General features: G+C 57.3%; 23 protein-coding genes. 14 read left to right on the forward strand and 9 right to left on the reverse strand.

Features of this window, described 5'->3' with window-relative positions:
- Position 1: 1 nt before the first annotated feature.
- The 3 genes from hemX to hemC are packed head-to-tail and all read right to left on the reverse strand — an operon-like array spanning position 2 to position 2,838.
- On the reverse strand, positions 2-1,135 hold the full coding sequence (gene hemX, locus BBB56_RS11560) for a uroporphyrinogen-III C-methyltransferase (RefSeq protein WP_123801099.1): 1,134 nt from the start codon (positions 1,133-1,135) through the stop codon (positions 2-4).
- Between the two features lie 24 nt (positions 1,136-1,159).
- Positions 1,160-1,900 carry a uroporphyrinogen-III synthase gene (hemD, locus tag BBB56_RS11565; RefSeq protein ID WP_123801100.1) on the reverse strand — a complete coding sequence of 247 codons (741 nt, stop codon included), beginning with the start codon at positions 1,898-1,900 and terminating at the stop codon, positions 1,160-1,162.
- The gene (gene hemC, locus BBB56_RS11570) at positions 1,897-2,838 is read right to left on the reverse strand and encodes a hydroxymethylbilane synthase (protein ID WP_123801101.1); all 942 of its coding nucleotides are present in this window, start codon (positions 2,836-2,838) and stop codon (positions 1,897-1,899) included. Before hemC ends, hemD begins: the two co-directional genes overlap by 4 nt.
- A 317-nt stretch (positions 2,839-3,155) precedes the next feature.
- Between hemC and BBB56_RS11575 the strand changes: the two genes are divergently transcribed.
- From BBB56_RS11575 to corA, 8 genes are all read left to right on the forward strand, one after another.
- Positions 3,156-5,714: a class I adenylate cyclase gene (locus BBB56_RS11575; protein WP_123801102.1), complete on the forward strand. Its 2,559-nt coding sequence runs from the start codon at positions 3,156-3,158 to the stop codon at positions 5,712-5,714.
- Positions 5,715-5,845: 131 nt separating this feature from the next.
- Positions 5,846-6,064 (forward strand): LPS translocon maturation chaperone LptM, encoded by a 219-nt coding sequence (gene lptM, locus BBB56_RS11580; protein ID WP_123801103.1) that lies wholly within the window; start codon positions 5,846-5,848, stop codon positions 6,062-6,064.
- A gap of 29 nt (positions 6,065-6,093) precedes the next feature.
- Entirely contained in the window at positions 6,094-6,918 is an 825-nt protein-coding gene (dapF, locus tag BBB56_RS11585) for a diaminopimelate epimerase (protein ID WP_123801104.1), read from the forward strand.
- On the forward strand, positions 6,915-7,619 hold the full coding sequence (locus BBB56_RS11590; RefSeq protein WP_123801105.1) for a DUF484 domain-containing protein: 705 nt from the start codon (positions 6,915-6,917) through the stop codon (positions 7,617-7,619). Before dapF ends, BBB56_RS11590 begins: the two co-directional genes overlap by 4 nt.
- Positions 7,616-8,518, forward strand: coding sequence for a tyrosine recombinase XerC (gene xerC / locus BBB56_RS11595; protein ID WP_123801106.1), 903 nt, complete (start codon positions 7,616-7,618; stop codon positions 8,516-8,518). The genes BBB56_RS11590 and xerC overlap by 4 nt, the downstream gene beginning before the upstream one ends.
- Positions 8,515-9,231, forward strand: a complete 717-nt coding sequence (yigB, locus tag BBB56_RS11600; RefSeq protein ID WP_123801107.1) for a 5-amino-6-(5-phospho-D-ribitylamino)uracil phosphatase YigB — start codon at positions 8,515-8,517, stop codon at positions 9,229-9,231. Before xerC ends, yigB begins: the two co-directional genes overlap by 4 nt.
- Positions 9,232-9,330: 99 nt before the next feature.
- The gene (uvrD, locus tag BBB56_RS11605) at positions 9,331-11,493 is read left to right on the forward strand and encodes a DNA helicase II (protein WP_123801108.1); all 2,163 of its coding nucleotides are present in this window, start codon (positions 9,331-9,333) and stop codon (positions 11,491-11,493) included.
- A 312-nt stretch (positions 11,494-11,805) separates the two neighbouring features.
- Positions 11,806-12,759: a magnesium/cobalt transporter CorA gene (corA, locus tag BBB56_RS11610; RefSeq protein ID WP_123801109.1), complete on the forward strand. Its 954-nt coding sequence runs from the start codon at positions 11,806-11,808 to the stop codon at positions 12,757-12,759.
- Between the two features lie 256 nt (positions 12,760-13,015).
- Here corA and rarD read toward each other — a convergent pair whose 3' ends face one another.
- A complete protein-coding gene (rarD, locus tag BBB56_RS11620; RefSeq protein ID WP_123801111.1) occupies positions 13,016-13,924 on the reverse strand; it encodes an EamA family transporter RarD in 909 nt (302 codons plus the stop codon).
- Positions 13,925-13,970: 46 nt separating this feature from the next.
- Positions 13,971-14,441, reverse strand: coding sequence for a thioesterase family protein (locus BBB56_RS11625; protein ID WP_123801112.1), 471 nt, complete (start codon positions 14,439-14,441; stop codon positions 13,971-13,973).
- Positions 14,442-14,627: 186 nt separating this feature from the next.
- Here BBB56_RS11625 and pldA point away from each other — a divergent pair, with 186 nt between their 5' ends.
- Genes pldA through rhtC form a run of 3 tightly spaced genes read left to right on the forward strand, consistent with a single transcriptional unit; the run spans position 14,628 to position 17,991 of the window.
- The gene (pldA, locus tag BBB56_RS11630; protein WP_123801113.1) at positions 14,628-15,500 is read left to right on the forward strand and encodes a phospholipase A; all 873 of its coding nucleotides are present in this window, start codon (positions 14,628-14,630) and stop codon (positions 15,498-15,500) included.
- 25 nt (positions 15,501-15,525) lie between these two features.
- Positions 15,526-17,355, forward strand: coding sequence for an ATP-dependent DNA helicase RecQ (gene recQ / locus BBB56_RS11635; RefSeq protein WP_123801114.1), 1,830 nt, complete (start codon positions 15,526-15,528; stop codon positions 17,353-17,355).
- 12 nt (positions 17,356-17,367) lie between these two features.
- Positions 17,368-17,991 carry a threonine export protein RhtC gene (gene rhtC / locus BBB56_RS11640; protein ID WP_123801115.1) on the forward strand — a complete coding sequence of 208 codons (624 nt, stop codon included), beginning with the start codon at positions 17,368-17,370 and terminating at the stop codon, positions 17,989-17,991.
- A 262-nt stretch (positions 17,992-18,253) separates the two neighbouring features.
- Here rhtC and rhtB read toward each other — a convergent pair whose 3' ends face one another.
- On the reverse strand, positions 18,254-18,877 hold the full coding sequence (gene rhtB, locus BBB56_RS11645) for a homoserine/homoserine lactone efflux protein (RefSeq protein ID WP_123801116.1): 624 nt from the start codon (positions 18,875-18,877) through the stop codon (positions 18,254-18,256).
- A 104-nt stretch (positions 18,878-18,981) separates the two neighbouring features.
- Between rhtB and pldB the strand changes: the two genes are divergently transcribed.
- Positions 18,982-19,965: a lysophospholipase L2 gene (gene pldB / locus BBB56_RS11650; protein ID WP_123801117.1), complete on the forward strand. Its 984-nt coding sequence runs from the start codon at positions 18,982-18,984 to the stop codon at positions 19,963-19,965.
- Between the two features lie 51 nt (positions 19,966-20,016).
- Positions 20,017-20,817, forward strand: coding sequence for a sugar/pyridoxal phosphate phosphatase YigL (gene yigL, locus BBB56_RS11655; protein ID WP_123801118.1), 801 nt, complete (start codon positions 20,017-20,019; stop codon positions 20,815-20,817).
- A gap of 32 nt (positions 20,818-20,849) precedes the next feature.
- Here yigL and glpT read toward each other — a convergent pair whose 3' ends face one another.
- The gene (gene glpT, locus BBB56_RS11660; protein ID WP_123801119.1) at positions 20,850-22,196 is read right to left on the reverse strand and encodes a glycerol-3-phosphate transporter; all 1,347 of its coding nucleotides are present in this window, start codon (positions 22,194-22,196) and stop codon (positions 20,850-20,852) included.
- 306 nt (positions 22,197-22,502) lie between these two features.
- Here glpT and BBB56_RS11665 point away from each other — a divergent pair, with 306 nt between their 5' ends.
- Complete coding sequence (locus BBB56_RS11665) at positions 22,503-23,357, forward strand: carboxylate/amino acid/amine transporter (RefSeq protein ID WP_123801120.1); 855 nt, start codon at positions 22,503-22,505, stop codon at positions 23,355-23,357.
- Positions 23,358-23,707: 350 nt separating this feature from the next.
- On the opposite strand, the gene BBB56_RS11670 is transcribed toward BBB56_RS11665, so the two are convergent.
- The gene (locus tag BBB56_RS11670; RefSeq protein WP_123801121.1) at positions 23,708-23,911 is read right to left on the reverse strand and encodes a hypothetical protein; all 204 of its coding nucleotides are present in this window, start codon (positions 23,909-23,911) and stop codon (positions 23,708-23,710) included.
- A 166-nt stretch (positions 23,912-24,077) separates the two neighbouring features.
- Positions 24,078-24,560, reverse strand: coding sequence for a YehS family protein (locus BBB56_RS11675; RefSeq protein ID WP_123801122.1), 483 nt, complete (start codon positions 24,558-24,560; stop codon positions 24,078-24,080).
- Between the last annotated feature and the right edge of the window lie 15 nt (positions 24,561-24,575).

A 24,575-nucleotide genomic window follows, 5' to 3' on the forward strand; every position in this document is an offset into this window, starting at 1 on the left:
TTTAGCCTCCTTGCTGATCGGCGGCGACGGAAGGCTGCGCGATCAGGTTGCGTACGCGCGTCTGCATCAGCTTATCGAGCAGCGGCTGACTTTCCAGGCTGTCCGGCAGGTTCATATTAATGTTTTGCTGACTCAGTTCGTCCAGCTGGGCCAGGAAAGCTTTGGTGGCGGCGTCGTTGGTGTCGTACCAGGCGCGAACCCAGCTTGAAACCGTATCGATAGACTGTTTATAGATTTCGTCCTGATGACGCGGTACGGCCTGCGCGGCAATCAGCAGACGCGAGCGAATGTTCTCACGCAGGTAAACGTCCTGATTGGGAGCCAGCAGCGGCTGCGCCGTGTTATCGCGGCGGCGGATGGTGATGAAGTCATCCATAAAGTTATGCCAGCTTTTTACCAGGTTTTGACGCCATTCGCGCACCGAGGAGGTGAGTTCGCCGCTATCGCTGTCCATCGGCGCGTCGTCGTTGTCATTGTCCGCCAGACGCAGGTTATCCACGCCGTTAGACAGCTGGTTTAGCTTCAGAATAATGCCGTCGTAGTCGATCTGATCAATGGCGGAGAGGGTGCTGATGTCCTGCGTCAGCGCGCGGCGCACGTTGGTGACGCTTGGATCGTTCATATCAGCCAGGCTGGCGTCGGCGCTTTTCAGCAGCGCCGCGGCGGTGGTGACATCCTGATCGCTCCACAGCTTGCGGCCAGCCAGTTTCACCAGATAGTCGGCCTGTGATACCAGCCAGGTGCGCACGTCATTACCGGAAAGCGAAGCGACTTTTTCACGCAGGCTCTCCAGCTCTTTTGCCGTGGCGGCCTGCTGGGTACGCGCATCATCCAGCGCGCTTTGCGCGCTGCTGAGCTGTTGCGCCAGCTGCTGCTTATCGTTGCCCGCTTGCTGCTGCAAAGCGGCCAGCTTGTCGCTCAGGCTCTGATTTGCCTGCGCCTGAAGTTCAGCCTGATGTTTCCCGTTAAGGTATAAGCCTGCGCCGGTCGCCAGGGCAATAACAATCGCCACTGCGCCTAATACCAGCCCACCACTTTTTTTGTCGCGCGGTGGTTTCTGGGGAGAAGCGGGCGAATGGTCTACCGCTGGCGTGGTCTCTTCAACCGTGGCGGAGGTCGCTTTTTGTTCCGTCATCTGTGGCACATCCCATGATTAAGTTCAGCGTAACGCGCGCAGCAGCGCATCGTTATCGGCACCATCGGCTACCTGAATAGTCTGCCAGCCCAGTTCACTGGCCAGGGTAGCCAAACGTTCACTGACGACAATCAGTCGACAGCGCAATAACCATTCCTCGCGATCGACTGCGGGGAACAGAGAAAACAGCTGTTGTAACATTTCACCGCTGGTCACCACCAGCGTTGTGACGCCCCTGTTGCGCCATCGTCTACCTTCAATGGCTCCGTCATAGTGCTTCTGGCAACGCTGGTAACACTGACTGAAAGCGACGTCCACGCCGCGATCGCGCAGCGTTTCAGCCAGCAGTTCGCGCCCAGGGGGGCCACGCAAAATCAGCGCCTTCTTACCCGATACCCGCTGGAGCTTCGCCAGATTGATCAACGCCTCGCTGGTTTCCTGCGCGTGCGGATAGTCGACGTGGCGGCCGCTGACGGTGTGAAATGCCAGCGCGGTGCTGCGACCAATTGCATAATAGTCTACGTCTGCGGGCCACGCTGCGTTATGACGCGCCAGCGCAGGCGGCGCATAGGCGATCACCTGTTGGGAAAGCAGGAAAACCAGGTCGCCGTCGCGCAGCGCCGCAAGCTGCTGCGGCAGGCGCTCAAGGTCGTCGCCCGGCGCAAACTCAATCAGCGGCAGGCTCCACGCCTGGCGGCCAAGCGCGCGCAGGCGAGTGACCAGCGCGCTGGCGGCTGGCTCAGGGCGAGTGACCAGGATGGTCATACGGGCGGCTGTCCCTGGTAAACGTCGCGCAGGATCTCACGCGCGCCGTTGCTGAGCAGCTCTTCCGCGAGCGAAATGCCCATTGCTTCCGCGTCGGCGCGCGGGCCGCGTCGTTCGCCACGCACCATCAGGCTGCCGTCGGGCGCGCCGACCAGACCGCGCAGCCAGATGTCGTCGCCTTCCAGCACGGCGAAGCTGCCGATAGGCACCTGACAGCCGCCTTCCAGGCGCGTGTTCATGGCGCGTTCAGCTTTGACGCACACGGCGGTATCGTCATGATTGAGCGCCTGCAACAGGCCAATCAGCTCGCTGTCGTTAAGCCGGCATTCAATGCCGACGGCGCCCTGACCCACGGCGGGCAGCGAGATGTCTGCCGGCAGCGGCTGACGAATGCGCGCTTCAAGATCCAGACGCTTCAGGCCCGCAGTGGCCAGAATAATGGCGTCGTATTCGCCCGCGTCGAGCTTCGACAGGCGGGTGCCGACGTTACCGCGCAGCGAGCGGATCACCAGATCGGGACGGCGTTCGCTAATCTGGCTCTGACGACGCAGGCTGGAGGTGCCGACGATCGCGCCCTGCGGCAGTTCATCGAGGGAGTGATAGTGATTTGAGACAAAGGCGTCGCGCGGATCTTCGCGCTCGCAAATTGTGACCAGTCCCAGTCCTTCCGGAAACGCGACCGGCACATCTTTCATCGAATGGACCGCCAGATCGGCGCGATTTTCCAGCATCGCCAGCTCAAGCTCTTTGACGAACAAGCCCTTGCCGCCTACTTTCGCCAGCGGCGTATCAAGGATAATATCGCCCTTTGTGACCATCGGGACCAGCTCTACGCGCAGTCCTGGATGGGCGGCCATCAGGCGCTGCTGGACATAATGTGCCTGCCAGAGCGCAAGAGGGCTTTGTCTTGTAGCAATTCTGAAAATTTTGTCTAACATGCTGTTAACCATTTTGATCGTTCACCGAATATCCTATCATTGTCGGCTGAAGGCTGACAGTTTCAACGGATGATTTGACCGGACAGGCAGAAAGATTTGCAGGTCATAAGAGGATAAAGCGGACGCCGGTGTCCGAAAGCGCAGGAAGCGAACAGGAACGTGCTAAACTGTTAAGTAGCGCAACTTTCTTTACGGTCAATCTGCCAGGTGTTAGATTGATCACGTTTCCAGCAATAATTTGCCCAACTTCTTTTATTATTAAGCGGCAGATTAGGGAAACAGGTTGCTTAAACACTGGGACAATCAGGCGAAACGTCTTGTACCTCTACATTGAGACATTGAAACAGAGACTGGATGCCATTAATCAGCTGCGCGTCGATCGCGCGCTGGCTGCGATGGGCACTGCTTTCCAGCACGTATACAGTCTGCTGCCAACCTTACTACATTATCATCACCCGCTGATGCCAGGTTACTTCGACGGTAACGTTCCTCGTGGCATCAGCTTCTTCACGCCTGAAGAAAATCAACTGGCGCTGATGCGCGAGCTTGCGGGCAGCCATGAGCTGACGCTGGACGTGTCGCGCACCGGCGAGATGCCGATTACGGGCATTTATTCCATGGGCAGCACCTCTTCGGTTGGACAGAACAGCGTCTCCGATCTGGATATCTGGGTCTGCCATCAGTCGTGGCTGGACAATGAAGAACGCCTCAATTTGCAGCGCAAGTGCACCCTGTTGCAGAAGTGGTGCCTGTCGATGGGCGTCGAAGTCAGCTTTTTCCTGATTGATGAGAACCGCTTCCGTCACAACGAAAGCGGCAGCCTCGGCGCGGAAGACTGCGGCTCAACACAGCATATTCTGCTGCTGGATGAGTTTTACCGCACCGCCGTGCGCATGGCCGGTAAACGTATTCTGTGGAATATGGTGCCGTGCGAGGAAGAGCATCACTATGACGACTATGTGATGTCGCTTTACGCGCAGGGCGTGCTGACGCCGAATGAGTGGCTCGATCTCGGCGGCCTGGGCACCTTGTCGGCCGAAGAGTACTTCGGCGCAAGCCTGTGGCAGCTCTATAAAAGTATTGATTCGCCCTATAAAGCGGTGCTGAAAACCCTGCTTCTGGAAGCGTACAGCTGGGAATACCCCAATACGCAGCTGCTGGCGATGGATATCAAACAGCGCCTGCACGATGGCGAAATCGTCAGCTTCGGCCTCGATCCCTATTGCATGATGCTGGAACGCGTAACGCATTACCTGACCAGCGTGGACGATCAGGCGCGTCTCGATCTGGTGCGTCGCTGTTTCTATCTGAAGGTGTGCGAGAAGCTGAGCGCCGACGACAACGGCAGCCGTTCGGGCTGGCGGCGCGAGATCCTGTCGCAGCTGGTCAGAGAGTGGGGCTGGGATGCTGAAAAACTGGCTATCCTCGATAACCGCAGCAACTGGAAAATCGAGCGCGTGCGCGAAGCGCACAACGAGCTGCTGGATGCGATGATGCAGAGTTATCGCAACCTGATCCGCTTTGCCCGCCGCAACAATTTAAGCGTCAGCGCGAGTCCGCAGGACATCGGCGTGCTGACGCGTAAACTGTACGCCGCTTTTGAAGCGCTGCCGGGCAAAGTAACCCTGGTCAATCCGCAGATCTCGCCCGATCTCTCTGAAGAGAACCTGACTTTTATTCACGTCCCGGCGGGACGCGCCAATCGCGCGGGCTGGTATCTTTACAACCAGTCGCCTGACATGAGCTCCATTATCAGTCATCAGCCGCTGGAGTATAACCGCTACCTGAACAAGCTGGTGGCCTGGGCATGGTTCAACGGCCTGCTGACCAGCAAAACGCGCCTGCATATCAAAGGTAATGAGATTTGCGATCTGGCGCGGTTGCAGGAGCTGGTCAATGACGTTTCATCGCATTTTCCGCTGCGTCTGCCGGCGCCTACGCCAAAGGCGCTCTATAGCCCGTGCGAAATCCGCCATCTGGCGATCATCGTCAATCTTGAGCACGATCCTACCTCAGCGTTCCGCAATCAGGTGGTGCATTTCGATTTCCGCAAGCTCGACGTCTTTAGCTTCGGTCAGCAGCAGCAGTGCCTGATTGGCAGCATCGATCTGCTCTACCGCAACTCGTGGAATGAGGTGCGTACGCTGCACTTCAACGGCGAGCAGGCGATGATTGAAGCGCTGAAAACGATTCTGGGCAAAATGCATCAGGACGCCGCGCCGCCGGATACGGTCGAAGTGTTCTGCTATAGCCATCATCTGCGCGGGCTGATTCGCACCCGCGTACAGCAGCTGGTTTCCGAGTGCATTGAGCTGCGTCTCTCCAGCACGCGTCAGGAGCCGGGTCGCTTTAAGGCGCTGCGCATGGCGGGGCAGACGTGGGGCCTGTTCTTTGAACGCATGAGCGTATCGGTGCAGAAGCTGGAAAACGCCGTTGAGTTTTACGGCGCGATTTCCAACAACAAACTGCACGGCCTGTCGATTAAAGTCGAGTCGAACCAGACGCCGCTGCCGCCGGTGGTAAACGGCTACGCCAGCGAAGGGATTATTCAGTTCTTCTTTGAAGACACTACCGATGAGCAGGGTTTCAATATCTATATTCTGGATGAAACCAATCGCGTCGAGGTCTATCACCACTGCGAAGGCAGCAAAGAGGAGCTGGTGCGCGACGTCAGCCGTTTTTACTCCTCTTCGCACGATCGTTTTACCTACGGCTCTAGCTTTATCAACTTCAATCTGCCGCAGTTTTACCAGATCGTGAATACGGGCGATCGCTTCCAGGTGATTCCGTTCCGCAGCCAGACGCTGACCCAGCTCTGCGCGACCCAGTCCGACAATGACCACGGCAACTATCAGCCGCGCTATCAGGTTCACTGACGCCGCGCTTGCCGCGCGGCCCTTTACTCAGAACGTCACCGCGCGCACGTGAATTGCGGGGATTTCCTGTTGCTTTTCCAACTTCACCTGCGATGATAAGCAACCAGGTTAAGGACAGAAGAGCAGAACAGATGAAGAGAGTAATAAGCCTGTTGGCAATGGCGCTGGCGCTGACAAGCCTGGCAGGCTGTGGACTGAAAGGACCGCTTTACTTCCCGCCCGTCGACCAGCCAAAAACACAAAATCCTCAGCAAGCGGAGCAGCAGAAACAGCAGCAGCAACAGCGTGCCGCGCAGGCAGACACGAGTGGACTGGTGAGCGGCGGCAACGCCAGCATGTCAGCAGACTAATTGTAATGGCGCACCCGGCGGAGCAAAAAATGCAGTTCTCCAAAATGCACGGCCTCGGCAACGATTTCATGGTTGTGGACGCCGTAACGCAAAACGTCTTTTTCTCGCCGGAGCTGATTCGCCGGCTGGCGGATCGCCATCTGGGGATCGGTTTCGATCAGCTGTTGATCGTTGAGCCGCCTTACGATCCCGATCTCGACTTTCACTACCGCATCTTCAATGCCGACGGCAGTGAGGTCGCCCAGTGCGGCAACGGCGCGCGCTGTTTCGCCCGCTTTGTCCGGCTGAAAGGCCTGACGAACAAGAGCGAAATTCGCGTTAGTACGCAAACAGGCCGCATGGTGCTGAGCGTGACGCCGGACGAGCTGGTGCGCGTCAATATGGGCGAACCTGATTTCGAACCGCAGCAGGTGCCGTTCCGCGCGAACAAAGCGGAAAATCTCTATTTGCTGCGCGTTGCTGAGCAAACGGTCATGTTCGGCGCGGTATCCATGGGCAACCCGCACTGCGTGATCCAGGTCGATAGCGTTCAAACCGCGGCGGTCGAGACTCTGGGTCCGGTGCTGGAAAGTCACGAGCGTTTTCCTGAGCGCGTTAACGTGGGCTTCATGGAAGTGGTGTCGCCAGAGCATATCCGCCTGCGCGTCTACGAGCGCGGCGCGGGAGAAACCCAGGCGTGCGGCAGCGGAGCCTGCGCGGCGGTTGCCTGCGGCGTTCAGCAGGGCATTTTGTCGCCGAAAGTGCGCGTCGATCTGCCGGGCGGAACCTTGCATATCGCCTGGAAAGGCGCGGGACAGCCGCTGTTTATGACCGGTCCCGCGACACATGTCTACGATGGGTTTATTCATCTATGAAAAATATCGAAGAGCAGGCTGACAATACGCTCCTGCTGGACGATCAGGCTGTTACCGATTATCTGCGACAAAATCCTGACTTTTTTATTCGTAACGCCCGTCAGGTTGAGCAGATGAGCGTGCCCCACCCGGTACGCGGCAGCGTATCGCTGGTCGAGTGGCATATGGCGCGCCAGCGCAATCATATTCAGCGGCTTGAAGAAGAGATTACGCTGCTGATGGAGCAGGCCAGCGCCAACCATGAGCTGTTCGATCGCCTGCTGGCGCTTCAGGGACACCTGGCGGCGGCCGGTTCGCTTCAGGATATGCTTAATCGTCTGCACCGCTGGGCGCGCGATCTGGGACTAGCGGGCGCGAACCTGCGCCTGTTCGCCGATCAATGGCGACTGGGCGCGCCGTCGGAGTTTGTCCAGCTTGGGCTGTCGCGTCAGGCGTTCGAGCCGCTACGCATTCAGCGTTTTGGTCAGCAACACCATTTTCTTGGCAGTCTGAACGGTCCGGAGCTGCTGCTGCTGCTGCCGCAGGCGAAGGCGATTGGCTCGGTGGCGATGTCGCTGATGGGCGAGCGCGGCGAACTGGGCGTGCTCATCTTCAGCAGCCGCGACAGTCAACACTATCAGGCGGGCATGGGCACACTGCTGTTGCAGCACCTGGCGCAGATGATGCCTCAGCTGCTGTCACGCTGGGTAGAACGTGCATGAGCGCGCTTCAGGACGCCGTCGATGCCTTCCTGCGCTACCTCAAGGTCGAGCGCCAGCTCAGTCCGCTGACGCAGGAGAACTATGCGCGCCAGCTTGCCGCGCTGACCAGCATGGCGGAAGAGATGAAGCTAAACAGCTGGGCGACGCTGGAGCCTGCGCAGGTGCGCAGCATGGCGTCGCGCAGCCGCCGCGCCGGATTAGGCGCCAGCAGTCTCGCGCTGCGGCTTTCGGCGCTGCGTAGTTTTCTCGACTGGCAGGTCAGCCAGGGGAAATTGTCCGCCAACCCTGCAAAAGGGATCACCACGCCGCGCAACGCGCGTCATCTGCCGAAAAACATCGACGTCGATGAAGTCAATCAGCTGCTGGAGATCGACCTGAACGATCCGCTGGCGGTGCGTGACCGCGCCATGCTGGAGGTGATGTACGGCGGCGGGCTGCGCCTGTCAGAGCTGGTTAATATGGACTGTCGCCATGTCGATCTTGAGGCGGGCGAAGTCTGGGTGGTGGGGAAAGGCAGCAAAGAGCGCCGCGTGCCGATTGGCCGTACCGCCGTCACCTGGCTGGAACAGTGGCTGCCGCTGCGCGCCGGGTTTGGCGGCGAGGATGACGCGCTGTTTCTCTCCAGCCGCGGACGCCGCATTTCGGCGCGCAACGTGCAAAAGCGCTTTGCCGAATGGGGCGTAAAACAGGGCGTCGCCAGCCATATTCATCCGCACAAGCTGCGTCACTCCTTTGCTACGCATCTGCTGGAGTCGAGCGGCGATCTGCGCGCGGTGCAGGAGCTGCTGGGGCACGCCAACCTCTCTACCACGCAAATCTATACCCATCTCGATTTCCAGCACCTGGCGACGGTGTATGATGCTGCGCATCCCCGCGCCAAACGAGGAAAGAACGAATGAAGTTTTACCGTCCGTTACGCGCCATCAAGGCGATGACCTTCGACCTCGACGATACGCTCTACGACAACTATCCGGTGATCCGCAAAACCACCGCCGAGTCGCATGCGGCCTTGCAGGCCTATCATCCGTCGCTGCGCGAGTTTACGCCGCTCGACTATCAGGCGTTGCGCGACGAGCTGCTGGCGCGCGAGCCGGATATTTATCACGACGTGTCGGAGTGGCGTCGCCGCTCCGTAGAGCTGGCGTTGCTTAACGCCGGGCTGTCGATCGAAGAGGCCAGCGCAGGCGCAGAGCAGATCATGAATGTGTTTCATCACTGGCGCAGCCAGGTGGAGATGCCGGAAGAGACGCATCAGACGCTGAAGGCGCTGGGAGAAAAGATTCCGCTGGTGGCGATCACTAACGGCAATGCGCGGCCGGAGCAGCTCGGCATCGCCGACTATTTTCAGTTCGCGCTGCGTGCCGGGCCGGACGGCCGCGCCAAGCCTTATCAGGATATGTATCATCTCGCCGCCGAGCGGCTCGGTATTGCGCCTGAGCATATCCTGCACGTTGGCGATGATCTGACCACCGACGTGGCCGGGGCGCTGCGCTGCGGCATGCAGGCCTGCTGGATCAACCTGCGCCACGGTAACCTGATGCAGATAGCCGATGCGCGTCTGCTGCCCCACGTTGAAATTTCGCGATTGGCATCCCTGACCTCACTGTTATAATGGCTGTGGATTTATCCAGTCGTGCCCTGAATCATGCGCCTCACTGCAAGCCGAATGATTCAGGGTTCGCTTTTTGTTTTTCTTTAGTGAACGGTGCTTATGGACGTTTCTGATCTGCTCGACGGTTTGAATGACAAACAGCGCGAGGCCGTAGCGGCTCCGCGCAGCAACCTGCTGGTGCTGGCAGGCGCGGGCAGCGGAAAAACACGCGTGCTGGTGCACCGTATCGCCTGGCTGCTGTCGGTAGAGAACTGCTCGCCCTATTCGATTATGGCGGTGACCTTTACCAACAAAGCGGCGGCGGAGATGCGCCATCGTATAGAGCAGCTGATCGGCACCAGCCAGGGCGGCATGTGGATCGGCACCTTCCACGGCCTCGCGCATCGTCTGCTGCGTGCGCACCACCTGGATGCGGGCCTGCCGCAGGATTTCCAGATCCTCGACAGCGAAGATCAGCTGCGCCTGCTGAAGCGTCTGATCAAGGCGATGAATCTTGATGAGAAGCAGTGGCCGGCGCGTCAGGGCATGTGGTACATCAACGGCAAAAAAGATGAAGGGCTGCGCCCGAAACATATCGAAAGCTACGGCAATCCCGTCGAACAGACCTGGCTGCGCATCTATCAGGCCTATCAGGAGGCCTGCGATCGCGCGGGACTGGTGGATTTCGCCGAGCTGCTGCTGCGCGCCCATGAGCTGTGGCTGCATAAGCCGCATATTCTCAATCACTATCGCGAGCGCTTCAGCAATATCCTGGTGGATGAGTTCCAGGATACCAACAATATTCAGTACGCCTGGATCCGCATGCTGGCGGGAGACAGCGGGCGCGTCATTATCGTCGGCGATGACGATCAGTCGATCTACGGCTGGCGCGGCGCGCAGGTCGAGAATATTCAGCGCTTTTTACAGGATTTCCCGGCGGCGGAAACCATTCGCCTTGAGCAGAACTATCGCTCTACCAATAACATTTTGAAGTCGGCCAACGCCCTGATCGCCAATAACAATGGCCGTCTCGGTAAAGAGCTGTGGACCGACGGCACCGACGGCGATCCTATCTCGATCTACTGCGCGTTTAACGAACTGGATGAAGCGCGCTTCGTCGTGAACCGTATTAAAAGCTGGCATGAGAACGGCAACGCCTTGCAGGACTGCGCCATTCTTTACCGCAGCAACGCCCAGTCGCGCGTGCTGGAAGAGGCGCTGCTGCAAAGCAGCATGCCGTACCGCATTTATGGCGGTATGCGCTTCTTCGAGCGTCAGGAAATTAAAGACGCGCTTGCCTATTTACGTCTGATTGCCAACCGCAACGACGATGCCGCCTTTGAGCGCGTGGTGAATACGCCGACGCGCGGCGTGGGTGACCGCACGCTGGACGTGGTGCGCCAGACCGCGCGCGAACGTCAGATGACGCTGTGGCAGGCGACGCGCGAGCTGCTGCAAACCAAAGCGCTGGCGGGGCGCGCGGCGTCGGCGCTTCAGCGCTTCTGCGAGCTGGTCGATTCCCTGGCGAGCGAAACCGCCGAGATGCCGCTGCATGTGCAGACTGACCGCGTGATTAAAGACTCGGGTCTGTGGGTCATGTATGAGCAAGAGAAGGGCGAAAAAGGCCAGGCGCGTATCGAAAACCTTGAGGAGCTGGTAACGGCCACGCGCCAGTTCAGCTATCAGGATGAAGATGAAGACCTGATGCCGCTTCAGGCGTTTTTGTCGCACGCCGCGCTGGAAGCGGGCGAAGGTCAGGCCGATAAATGGCAGGATGCGGTGCAGCTGATGACGCTACACTCCGCCAAAGGCCTTGAGTTCAGCCAGGTCTTTATCGTCGGCATGGAAGAGGGCATGTTCCCAAGCCAGATGTCGATCGATGAAGGCGGGCGTCTGGAAGAGGAGCGTCGTCTGGCCTATGTCGGCGTGACGCGCGCCATGCTGAAGCTGACGCTGACCTATGCGGAATCACGTCGGCTCTACGGCAAAGAAGTCTATCACCGGCCGTCGCGCTTTATCGGCGAGCTGCCGGAAGAGTGCATTGAAGAGGTGCGTCTGCGCGCCAGCGTCACTCGTCCTGTCAGCCATCAGCGTATGGGCACGCCGGTCACGAAAAGCGACAGCGGCTTTACCCTCGGCCAGCGCGTGAAGCACGCCAAATTCGGCGAAGGCACCATCATTAACCTGGAAGGCAGCGGTGAACACAGCCGCGTTCAGGTGGCGTTTCAGGGGCAGGGCATCAAGTGGCTGGTGGCCGCTTATGCGAAGCTGGAAACTGCTTAGTCACCGGTTGACGACTTTTTCGTCTCAGCGTAACATGCGCGCACTATTATCAAGAGAGGACAATGCCTTGGATACGCCCAGTCGATGCTGGCTCAGTCACCTGGTTACCAGGAATAACATCTAAGGCTACCTCTTTAAGCTGGTAGCCTTAGCGGTTATCAGCGACCTCCCTTTTTATCCCGTCGCATGAGTCAGCACTGATTCACCTTCTGAACGAGCGTTTCCGTATTCAGGCGTTTGCCGTGCCCGATCGGCATCTGTTCGATCGGCCAACGGCCTTGTCCCATTTAGTCTGCAATGGGGAGTATTGCTATGCTGAGCGCATTTAAACTGGATCGCAGCCGCCTGACGCGTCTGGAACTGGAAGAGCAAACCGACAAACTGACCACGTCCGTCTGGGTCGATCTGATCGAGCCGGAAGAGGACGAGCGCGAGCGCGTGCAGAGCGAGCTGGGGCAGAGCCTTGCCACCCGGCCTGAACTGGAAGACATCGAAGCCTCGGCGCGTTTTTTTGAAGATGAAGACGGCCTGCACATTCACTCCTTCTTCTTTTATGAAGATGCCGAGGACCACGCGGGCAACTCCACCGTCGCCTTTACCATTCGCGAAGGCCGCCTCTATACGCTGCGCGAGCGCGAGCTGCCGGCGTTTCGCCTTTACCGTATGCGCGCCCGCAATCAGACGCTGACCGACGGCAATGCCTTTGAGCTGCTGCTGGATCTGTTTGAGACCAAAATCGAGCAGCTGGCGGATGAAATTGAGAACATCTACAGCGCGCTGGAGAAGCTCAGCCGCGTGATTATGGAAGGCCAGCAGGGTGAAGAGTATGACCAGGCGCTGTCGCGTCTCGCCGAGCTGGAGGATATTGGCTGGAAGGTGCGGCTGTGTCTGATGGATACCCAGCGCGCGCTCAACTTCCTGGTGCGCAAGGCGCGTCTGCCGAACAATCAGCTGGAGCAGGCGCGTGAAATCCTGCGCGACATTGAATCGCTGCTACCGCATAACGAATCCCTGTTTCAGAAGGTGAACTTTTTGATGCAGGCAGCGATGGGTTTTATCAACATCGAGCAGAACCGTATTATCAAGATCTTCTCGGTGGTGTCGGTGGTGTTTCTGCCGCCCACGCTGGTGGCGTCCAGCTACGGTATGAACTTTGAGTTTATGCCAGAGCTGAAATGGAGCTTTGGCTATCCGGCGGCGATTGGCCTGATGATCCTCGCGGGCCTGGCGCCTTACCTCTACTTTAAGCGCAAGAACTGGCTGTAACGTCTCAAACCGCGCGGCCTGAACTTACAGGCCGCAGAAACATTAACCAGCAAGTGGTCTGGTCCGAAGGGAAGCGGTCCGCGGCAAGGCCAAAAATGCCTGGAGCATGTTTCAACAACGTAAAGCGCTGGCCCGGACGCACCTCAGAGATGAGGTGCGTTTTCGCGCGGGCCGAGCGAGCAGGGAAGCGTAAAGCAACTTTGCGAGTGGGACAGGCTCTTCGCTCAGACGTCTGACTGACAGACGCTTTGTCACCCTAAACAGTCCGGCTTGCCATTCGGCGACTGCGTATCGTCGCCACCACCGCATCAAAAATAAACACCGCCAGCGCCAGCCAGATAAAGGCAAAGGTCACCATTTTGTCAGGGGTGATGGTCTCGCCGTAAAACAGCACCGCCAGCAGGAACATCAGCGTCGGGCCGAGGTACTGGAAAAAGCCGACGGTGGAGAGGCGCAGCCGCGTGCAGGCCGCGGCAAACAGCATCAGCGGAATAGTGGTCACGATGCCCGCCGCCACCAGTTTGAGGTTGAGGCTCAGTGGGTTAGCGCTCAGATGACTGGTTGCCGAATCGGCGACGCCAAACAGATAGATCGCCGCCAGCGGAAACAGCCACAGGGTCTCAATCAACATGCCGCTCTGCGCATCGACCTGAATCTTCTTACGCATCAGCCCATAAAAGGCAAAGCTCAGCGCCAGCCCCAGCGCAATAACCGGAATGGACCCAAACTGCCACAGCTGCACCAGCACGCCAAGCGTCGCCAGCAGCACCGCCAGCCACTGTAGCCGTCGGAAGCGCTCGCGCAAAAACAGCATGCCAAACACGACGTTAATCAGCGGGTTAATAAAGTAACCGAGACTGGCTTCCAGCATATGCTGATTATTTACCGCCCAGATAAACAGCAGCCAGTTGCCGCCGATGGTGACAGCGGTAAGGGCCAGCAGCAGCACCTTTTTCGGCTGCGCCAGCACGCTGCGCACCTGTTTCCAGCTGCGGCTCAGGCTGATCAGCACCAGCATAAACAGCGCCGACCAGATAACGCGGTGCGTCATGATCTCTGTTGGCGGAACGGTTTTAACCAGCTTGAAGTAGGCCGGGGCAATGCCCCAGATAAAGTAAGCGCCGAGCGCGAAGCCAATGCCCTGGCGAGTTTGTTGCGTGTCCATATAGAGAGCGTCCGGTAAAAAGGCGATTTTCGCACGTCGCTGACAATTAACCAATCAAATAGGTCGCGGTCGCCGTAGCGATATAGTCGCCCTGCTGGTTATGCAGCTCCACGCGCGCCACCGCCACCTTATTCCCGGCGCGCAGTAAACTGCTGGTTGCGGTAAAACGTTCGCCGCGACCGGGGCGCAGGTAATCGACGCGCATATCAATAGTGCCCATGCGCGACAGACGCTGGCGCAGCTCCTCCTCGCTAATGCTTTCGGCGCGCGTCAGAGCATTACTGACGCAAACCATTCCGGCGGCGACGTCCAGCACCGAGGCGATAACGCCGCCATGCAGGATCTGCTGCGCCGCGTTGCCGACCAGCATGGTTTTGTTGGCGAAGCTAATTTCGGCGTAGTCGCTCTCCAGCCGATCCAGCTCCAGACCGAGCGCCTGATTAAAAGGCATATGGTAAACAAAAATGTCGCCCACCATGCGGCGAGCTTCCTGCTGAGACAGCAGCACTGAAGACATAGTGGCAATCCTGCATAAACGCCATTCAGGGCGTCAAATGTTAAAGAATTGTGTATTCTAAGCCGTGCGCGAGAGGCTTTCCAGTTTCGCAAATCATCGCTCATCTTCCCCGCCTTTTGCGTGTAGAATGGCCTCCTTTTTAAGACTCCCCTTACAACCAACACGCAGCCTTCATCGGAGAAAGTTATGCGCAAGTATCGCGCCTTGTTAGCAGCCGCATTGTTACTTCCTGCACTGGCGCAGGCAGAGGAAGCCACTGTTAAAGATGTTCACGATACGCCTCAGGTGCGCGGCAGCATTATCGCCAACCTGCTGGAGAAGCACGACAACCCGTTCGTACTCTATCCGTATGAAAGTAACTATCTGCTCTATACCTATACCAGCGATATTAATAAAGAGGCGATCGCGTCCTATAACTGGGCAGATAACGCACGCAAAGATGAAGTGAAATTTCAGCTCAGTCTGGCATTTCCGCTGTGGCGCGGTATTCTGGGGGATAACTCGGTGCTGGCAGCCTCCTATACCCAGCGTTCATGGTGGCAGCTGTCGAACCGCGGCGAGTCTTCACCTTTCCGTGAGACCAACTATGAGCCGCAGATTTTCCTCGGCTGGGCCACGGATTATGACTTTGCGGGCTGGACGCTGCGCGATGTGGAGGTCGGCTTTAACCACGATTCCAACGGCCGCAGCGATCCGACCTCGCGCAGCTGGAACCGCGTCTATGCGCGGCTGATGGCGCAAAACGGCAACTTCCTCGCTGAAGTCAAACCCTGGTACCGCATTCCGGATAGTGAAGACGATAACCCGGACATCACCAAATATATGGGCTACTACCGCCTGAAGCTGGGCTATGTGGCGGGCGACAATATTTTCAGCGTGGAAGGCAACTACAACTGGAACACCGGCTTCGGCGGCGCGACGCTGGGCTGGAGCTATCCCATCAGCGAACACGTTCGCTTCTATACCCAGGTGTTTAGCGGTTATGGCGAGTCGCTTATCGACTATAACCACCGTCAGACGCGTGTCGGCGTCGGCGTCATGCTAAACGATCTGTTCTGACTCTCCAGAAAACAACAGGAATACAGTGGCAATCTCGGCAGTACATAATCAGGAATCGCTGGCGCAGCAGGTATTGCAGGATACCTTTGGCTATCAGCATTTTCGTCCCGGCCAGCAAACCATTATTGATGCGGCGCTGAGCGGACGGGATTGTCTGGTGGTGATGCCCACCGGCGGCGGCAAATCGCTCTGCTATCAGATCCCGGCGCTGGTGCAAGAGGGACTGACGCTGGTGGTCTCGCCGCTGATTTCCCTGATGAAAGATCAGGTCGATCAGCTGCTGGCCAACGGCGTGGCGGCGGCGTGCCTCAACTCCACGATGACGCGTGAGCAGCAGCAGCAGGTGATGGCGGACTGCCGAACCGGGCGGGTGAAGCTGCTCTACATCGCGCCTGAGCGTCTGATGATGGATAACTTCCTCGAGAGCCTGGCGCACTGGCAGCCGGCAATGCTGGCGGTTGACGAGGCGCACTGTATTTCGCAGTGGGGACACGACTTCCGTCCTGAATATGGCGCGCTGGGCCAGCTGCGTCAGCGTTTCCCGCAGCTGCCGGTGATGGCGTTGACTGCGACCGCCGATGAAACCACGCGCAACGACATTGTCCACCTGCTGCATATGCAGGACCCGCTGATCCAGATCAGCAGCTTCGATCGCCCCAATATTCGCTACACGCTGGTAGAAAAATTTAAGCCGACCGATCAGCTGCTGCGCTATGTTCAGGATCAGCGTGGCAAAAGCGGCATCATTTACTGCAACAGCCGCGCTAAAGTCGAAGACACCGCCGCGCGCCTGCAAAGCCGCGGGCTAAGCGTGGGCGCCTATCACGCCGGTATCGACAGCGCGCAGCGCGCCCGCGTGCAGGAAGCCTTCCAGCGCGACGATTTGCAAATCGTGGTGGCGACGGTGGCGTTTGGCATGGGAATTAACAAGCCCAACGTACGCTTCGTGGTGCACTTCGATATTCCGCGCAATATCGAATCCTACTATCAGGAAACCGGTCGCGCCGGACGCGACGGGCTGCCAGCCGAAGCCATGATGCTTTACGATCCGGCGGATATGGCGTGGCTGCGCAAATGCCTGGAAGAGAAGGCGCCAGGCCCGTTACAGGACATTGAGCGACATAAACTCAACGCCATGGGCGCGTTTGCCGAAGCGCAAACCTGCCGTCGTCTGGTGCTGCTTAACTATTTTGGCGAAGGTCGCCAGCAGCCGTGCGACAACTGCGATATCTGTCTGGACCCGCCAAAGCGCTACGACGGTCTGGTCGAGGCGCAAAAGGCGCTTTCCTGCATCTATCGCGTTGGACAGCGTTTCGGCATGGGCTATGTGGTTGAAGTGCTGCGCGGGGCCAATAATCAGCGCATCCGCGATCAGGGTCATGACAAGCTGCCGGTTTACGGCATTGGCCGCGATCAGAGCCATGAACACTGGGTCAGCGTGCTGCGCCAGCTAATCCACCTGGGGCTGGTGACGCAAAACATCGCCATGCACTCCGCATTGCAGCTGACGGAAGCGGCGCGCCCGGTACTGCGCGGCGAATTGCCGCTGATGCTGGCGGTGCCGCGCCTGAACGCGGCGAAGCCCAAAAGCAGCGGCTCGCCGAAAATTTACGGCGGCAACTACGATCGCAAGCTGTTCGCCAAACTGCGCAAGCTGCGTAAAGCCATTGCTGATGAAGAGAATATTCCGCCCTATGTGGTGTTTAACGACGCCACGCTGATTGAGATGGCGGAGCAGATGCCGATGACGGCGTCGGAGATGCTGAGCGTCAACGGCGTGGGTCACCGCAAACTAGAGCGCTTTGGCAAACCCTTCCTGGTGATGATCAAAGAGCATCTTGATGATGAAGAGTAAAGGATACTACCCATGCTGATGTTATTCGCTACGGTCGCGCTGGTGCATCTGGTCGCGCTGATGAGTCCCGGACCGGACTTCTTTTTTGTTTCGCAAACGGCCGCCAGCCGCTCGCGCAAAGAGGCGATGATGGGCGTGCTGGGCATTACGCTCGGCATTGTGATCTGGGCCGGCGTGGCGCTGATGGGGCTGCATCTGATTCTGGAGAAGATGGCCTGGCTGCATGAGATCATTATGGTTGGCGGCGGCGTCTATCTGTTGTGGATGGGCTGGCAGCTGCTCTGTTCCGCGCGTCAGCGTCATAAGCAGCCGATACAGGATGCGCCCGTCGTAGCGCTGCCGAAAAAAGGCATGAGCTTCCTGAAAGGCTTCCTCACTAATCTGTCCAATCCGAAAGCCATCATCTACTTCGGCAGCGTCTTTTCGCTGTTTGTCGGCAACGATGTCGGCGCGCTGGCGCGCTGGGGTCTGTTCCTGCTAATTATTGGCGAAACCTTTGTGTGGTTTACGCTGGTGGCTGCGATTTTTGCCCTGCCATGGATGCGTGATAAGTATCAGCGCGCGGCCAAATGGGTGGATGGCGTGGCGGGGGTGTTGTTTGCCGGTTTCGGCATTCACCTGATCATTTCGCGCTAGAGCCTGGCTTACTTGCCAGCTTGCGGTTGGGCAGTGCTCGTCGTCCTCACGTACGCTAAGTACGCTGCGGCGACTGCGCGCTGTCCGCCCGCTATCTGACTGCGCCGCCGACGGCTCTGACCCTTAGCGGCTGGCTTACTTGCCAGCTTGCGGTTGGGCAGTGCTCGTCGTCCTCACGTACGCTAAGTACGCTGCGGCGACTGCGCGCTGTCCGCCCGCCATCTGACTGCGCCGCCGACGGCGCTGTCCATTAGCGCTATCTTCAGGCAATCCTCCTGGCGCTTGCCAGCAGCGCGCCGACCGCCATAAACAACCCGCCAAAAATACGGTTCAGCAGTTTCATCTGCTTCGGTCCCTTAATCCACGCCGCGATACGCGTCGCTAATGTGGCGTAGCCAATCATCACGATAATATCGACGACAATGGTGGTCGCGCCAAGCACCAGGTACTGAATGGCCTGCGGCTGATGCGGCAGGATAAACTGCGGAAACAGAGCGGCGAGAAATACAATGCTTTTGGGGTTGGTGAGGTTCACCAGCAGCGCGCGCTGAAACAGGCGACGACGCGGCATCGCTTTGGAAACCGCATTCAGATCGATCGCGCCCGCCGAGCGCCACTGCTGAATGCCGAGCCACACCAGATAGGCCGCGCCCGCCCACTTAAGGATCTCGAACGCCAGCAGCGACTGCGAAAACAGCGCGCCCAGTCCAATACCCACCAGCACGATATGGATGCCAAGACCCAGTTGTAACCCGCTAATTGACGCCGCCGCGCCGCGATAGCCGTGGCTGATGCCAGTACTCATGGTATTGATAGCGCCGGAGCCAGGCGAAAGGCTAAGGATAGTGGTGGTAAGAAGGTAGGTCAGCCACCATTCAGTGGTCATGGGTTGCGCTCCCTGTCTGGGCGGAAATATGACACAATACGCCAGAAACAAGCGCGACGCTACGGGCCAGACAGGCGGCCTGACACTCGTCTGTAGGAGGAAAGATGGAACGACATAAAGCGAGCTGGCTTAATCGGGAAAAAGCGTTCGCTGCCTTCGCGCACGGCCCGCTGCTCGACTTCTGGCATAGCCGCGAAGAGCGGGAGTTTGTCGGCGTAGAAAACGTCACCCTGCGCTATGTGCGTTTCACCGCGCCGCAACATAAGCGCGTTATCCTTGTCGTACCGGGCCGCATTGAAAGCTACGTCAAATACCCTGAGCTGGCCTATGACCTGTTCCACTGCGGCTTTGACGTTGTCATCCTCGACCATCGCGGTCAGGGGCGTTCCGATCGCCTGTTGCAGGATTCGCATCGCGGGCATGTTGTGGAGTTCACTCACTATGTGGACGATCTGGAAACGCTCTATCTGAAAGAGATTGTCAGCGGCCATTATCAGCAGCGCTATGCGCTGGCGCACTCTATGGGCGGCGCGATCCTGACGCTGTTTCTGGCGCGGCAGCCGCAGGCATTTCATGCCGTAACGCTGGTGGCCCCGATGTTTGGCATTGCGCTGCCGATGCCTGGTTTTCTGGCGAACCGCATTCTTGACTGGGCGGAAAAGCGTCCGGCGATGCGCGAGGGCTATGCGCTGGGCACCGGACGCTGGCGAGCCAATCCGTTTGGTATTAATCGCCTGACGCACAGCACCGAGCGCTATCGCCGCAGCCTGCGTTTTTACGCTGACGATCCGGCGATCCGCGTCGGCGGCCCGACCTATCACTGGGTGCGCGAAGGCATCCACGCCGGACGTAATATTTTGAGCCTGGCGAGCACCATCACCACGCCGATCCTGTTATTGCAGGCCGGCGACGATCGGGTGGTGGATAACCGCTCGCAGGATCTCTTTTGCACCATGATGACCGAGGCGGGGCATCCCTGCGAAGCGCAGGTCATTCAGGGCGCGCGCCACGAGATCCTGTTTGAAAAGGACGCCATGCGCGCTCAGGCGCTGAATGCGCTGATTACTTTTTTTGAGGCGCACCCTTAATTCGACTTCTTACCTTACCGGCTACGGCCCAAAACACGACCTGAGGTTTTCATGTTTCAAATCGTCGCATCCGACCTGGATGGCACGCTGCTCTCTCCCGACCATCGCCTGACGCCCTACGCGCACGAGGTACTGCAACAGCTGGTAGCGCGCGATATTCACTTTGTCTTCGCCACGGGTCGCCACTATATCGACGTAGGGCAGATGCGCGACAAGCTGGGTATTCCCGCCTATATGATCACGTCGAACGGCGCGCGTGTGCACAATGCCGAAGGGGAACTGGTATTCAGCCATAACCTTGATGAAGATATTGCGCTGGAGTTGTTCGGCCTGCACTACACCAGTCCCGACATTCTTACTCACGTTTATCGTGACGATGAGTGGTTTATAAGCCAGGCGCGGCCAGCCGAGCAGGACTACTTTCGCGAGTCAGTCTTTAACTATCAGGTTTATGAGCCTGGCCTGCTGCCCGGCGATAATATCAGTAAGGTCTTTTTCACCAGCGACGATCCCGAGGCGCTGATCCCGCTTGAGATGGCGTTGCAGGCGCGCTGGGGCGACCGCGTTAACGTCAGCTTCTCGCTGCCGACCTGTCTGGAGGTGATGGCGGGCGGCGTATCAAAAGGCCATGCGCTGGAGGCGGTAGCAAAACAGCTTGGTCACTCGCTGAAAGCCTGTATCGCCTTTGGCGACGGCATGAATGATGTCGAGATGCTGAGCATGGCGGGCAAGGGCTGCATTATGCGCAACGCGCATCAGCGCCTCAAAGAGACGCTGCCGACGCTGGAAGTGATCGGCAGCAACGCGGACGACGCGGTGCCGCATACGCTGCGCACGCTGTTTCTGGCATAAGATGACAGGCCGGTGCGATACCGGCCTGACTATCACTGTGACGCGAGCTGCTGTTTATGCTTGCGTTCGTTGACCATGGTGAGCAGCAGCAGGATCACGGCCAGCACGCAGCCTGCCACCATCACCAGAAAACCGCCGTCCCAGCCGAAGAAGTCTACGGTATAGCCCACTATCGCGCTGGCGGCGACCGAGCCGCCCAGATAACCGAACAGGCCGGTGAAGCCCGCCGCCGTACCCGCCGCTTTTTTCGGCGCCAGCTCCAGCGCATGCAGGCCAATCAGCATCACCGGACCGTAAATCAAGAAGCCGATAACAATCATACAGAGCATATCGACGCCTGGATTACCCGGCGGGTTTAACCAGTAAACTACCGTGGCGATAGTCACCAGCGTCATAAAAAAGACGCCGGTTGCGCCGCGATTTCCCTTAAGTACTTTATCCGACATCCAGCCGCACAGCAGCGTGCCGGGAATGCCGGCGTATTCATAAAAGAAGTAAGCCCAGGATGACTTATCCAGCGTGAAGTGTTTTACCTCTTTCAGATAGGTTGGCGACCAGTCAAGAATGCCGTAGCGCAGCAGGTAGACAAAGACGTTTGCCAGCGCGATATACCACAGCAGCTTATTAGGCAGAACGTACTGAGTGAAAATTTGCCTGGCCGTCAGCTCCTCTTCGTGAGAGGCGTTGTAATCCGGCGGATAGTCGTTTCTCCAGGCTTCGATCGGCGGCAGCCCGCAGGATTGCGGCGTATCGCGCATTAACGCGAAGGCGATCAGCGCGACGGCGATAGCGGCGAAAGCAGGCATATAGAGCGCCGCTTTCCAGTCATTAAACCAGGCCATGCCGAGCAGAAACAGCAGGGGAGGAATACCGCCGCCCACATTGTGCGCGCAGTTCCACACCGAGACGATACCGCCACGCTCTTTTTGCGACCACCAGTGCACCATAGTGCGCCCGCACGGCGGCCAGCCCATCCCCTGAAACCAGCCGCAAATAAACAGCAGGGCAAACATGATCATAATGCTGGAGGTGGCCCAGGGAACAAAGCCCATAATCAACATTACCGCAGCTGCCAGAATCAGTCCGGCCGGTAAAAATACGCGCGGATTGGAGCGGTCAGAGACTGAACCCATAATAAATTTAGAGAAGCCGTAGGCAATCGAGATACCTGAAAGCGCAAAGCCGAGATCGCCGCGCGAAAAGCCCTGTTCGACCAGATAGGGCATCGTCAGAGCGAAATTTTTACGCACCAGATAGTAGGCGGCATAACCAAAAAAGATACCCAGAAAGATCTGCCAGCGCAGACGACGATAGAGGGGATCGACGCGATCCTCAGAGACCTGCTGTCGATGCGGCGCAGGTTTAAAAATACTCAGCATAAAGGCCCTCCAGGGCGCGTTGTCGTAAGTGGAATTATCGGTTTCGCTCAGCAATGAAGCGCCGTGTTCCTTTCCGCGTCTATGTTGGCGATTTACGCGCATGCGGGCTGTGATAGTTGACACATTTGTTACACTTTTATGACAATCACAGCAGAGAATTTTTCCGTGCAGGCATTACTGCTCAGAGACAATGACATCACGCTGTACTGATGGGTCTTTTTTTGAACAGTCGTAAACCAGAAACCGCCGCGCAATAACCGCGCATTGATTACACTATCGCCCTCTCTTTTTTTCAGGATCGAAGCTGTGCTGTTATTGATCGTAACGACCGTTCTCTGGGCTTTTTCTTTTAGCCTTATCGGAGAATATCTGGCGGGGCAGGTGGATACCTGGTTCTCGGTATTAATGCGGCTGGCGCTGGCCGCGCTGGTGTTTTTGCCTTTCTTGCGCTGGCGCGGTTATCGTCCCTCAACGCTGCTGCTTTACATGCTGGTAGGAATGCTACAGCTCGGCATCATGTACTTGATTAGCTTCGAAGCCTATCTTTACCTGAGCGTCTCTGAGTTTCTGCTGTTTACCGTGATGACGCCGCTCTATGTCACGCTGATTTATGACCTGATAAGCAAGCGGCCGCTGCGTATCGGTTACGCCTTTAGCGCGCTGCTGGCGGTAGCGGGCGCAGCCATTATCCGCTATGACCAGGTAAGCGACCACTTCTGGTTTGGCCTGCTGCTGGTGCAGCTGGCTAATATCTGCTTCGCCGTAGGCATGGTGGGCTATAAGCGTCTCCAGGAAACAAGGCCTATGCCGCAGCACACCGCGTTTTCGTGGTTTTACCTCGGTGCGGTATTAATTGCAGTTATTGCCTGGTGCCTGTGGGGCAATGCTGACAAATTGCCGACAACCTCATTGCAATGGGGAGTGCTGGTGTGGCTGGGGATTGCCGCGTCAGGGCTGGGGTATTTTATGTGGAACTATGGCGCGACGCAGGTGGACGCGGGCACGCTGGGCATTATGAATAATATGCACGTTCCGGCCGGGCTGCTGGTGAACCTGGCAATCTGGCAGCAGAAACCCCACTGGCCCAGCTTTATCATGGGCGCGTTGGTTATTTTCGCCTCGCTGTATGTGCATAAACGCTGGGTGGTGCGCCACAGCTGAGTTATGTCGATATACTCCGTCAGGGCAGACTCTCTGACGGATTTTTTTGCATAGCGATATTTGGTAAAGGCTCCAGCCCTGTTTCATTTGCTTACCGATAGCCGTGAATATTCAGAAAGCTTACTGGTTAATAAATTCGTTTTTAAAGTAGCGGCTGCTTTCAGTGTGTTTTTATGCAGGGATAAGTCACAGGAAATATTTTTTTCGGCGCGATAATATGACCGTATCTGTTATCTTTTTCTTATATAAGCCTCCGCGCTTTATTTTCAGCCATTCACAGAAGCAGCAGCATCTTATCAGTAGAATTTAGCGATATAGACGGCTGCTTCCGGTTACACTGAATAACTGGCTTATTTAGCCGTCGCCCCAACCATTAGGGGAACTTGAGGAATGTTCAGATGGAAAATAGTATTGAAGAAGTTAACGATATTATTAATGCCTTCAGCAAAATTATTGTATTTTTCAAGCAGCTCGGAGGTCTGGATCTGACCATTTTCGTCAAGCCAGGCGCCGCCACTGACGTGCATAATTTCTTCATTGCTTAACTGACGCATAGTTCTTTCCTTAGAGTAAACGTTAACAGGAATGCGGCATGCTTAAACCTGCCGCAGCGGAAATAATTAATACAGGCGCAGAAGAAAGTAAATAATAGTTTTTTCGATAAACGCGAGAACTTTGATATCCGACAAGTTAAACAATAACCTGCCGGAAAATAAATAATTATTTGCTTTTCACCGACGGCGTCGGGCGCAACGTCAGCGTCAAACCTTTCAGAAAATTACGCATGATCTGGTCGCCGCACTCGCGATAATTTTTGTGATCCGGTTTGCGAAAAATAGCGCCGATCTCAGCCTGTGAAACATTGAAGTTTGCTTTTGCCAGCACGTCGGGAATATCGCTGGTTTTAAGATCAAACGCGATACGCAGTTTTTTCATAAAAATATTGTTGTTCATGCGGCGCTCGATAGAGGGCGCAGGGGCATCCTCGCTTTTGCCACGGCGCAGGAAAATCAGGCCGTTGAGGAAGTAGCCCATCAGCACATCAGGCAGCGGTTTAAACGCCGGATCCTCTTCTTTTTTTAGCCATGTCTGTACATCGCTCAGCGGCACTTCGCTATCGGCCAGCGCGAAAATCTCCACCACTTTGGCATCGCTTAAATCCAGCATAAAGCGCACGCTGCGCAGAATATCATTATTAGTCATGGTGAGAAGGTCTCT

Origin of the sequence: Candidatus Pantoea deserta (genome assembly GCF_003813865.1) — a bacterium.
Lineage (GTDB): Bacteria > Pseudomonadota > Gammaproteobacteria > Enterobacterales > Enterobacteriaceae > Pantoea > Pantoea deserta.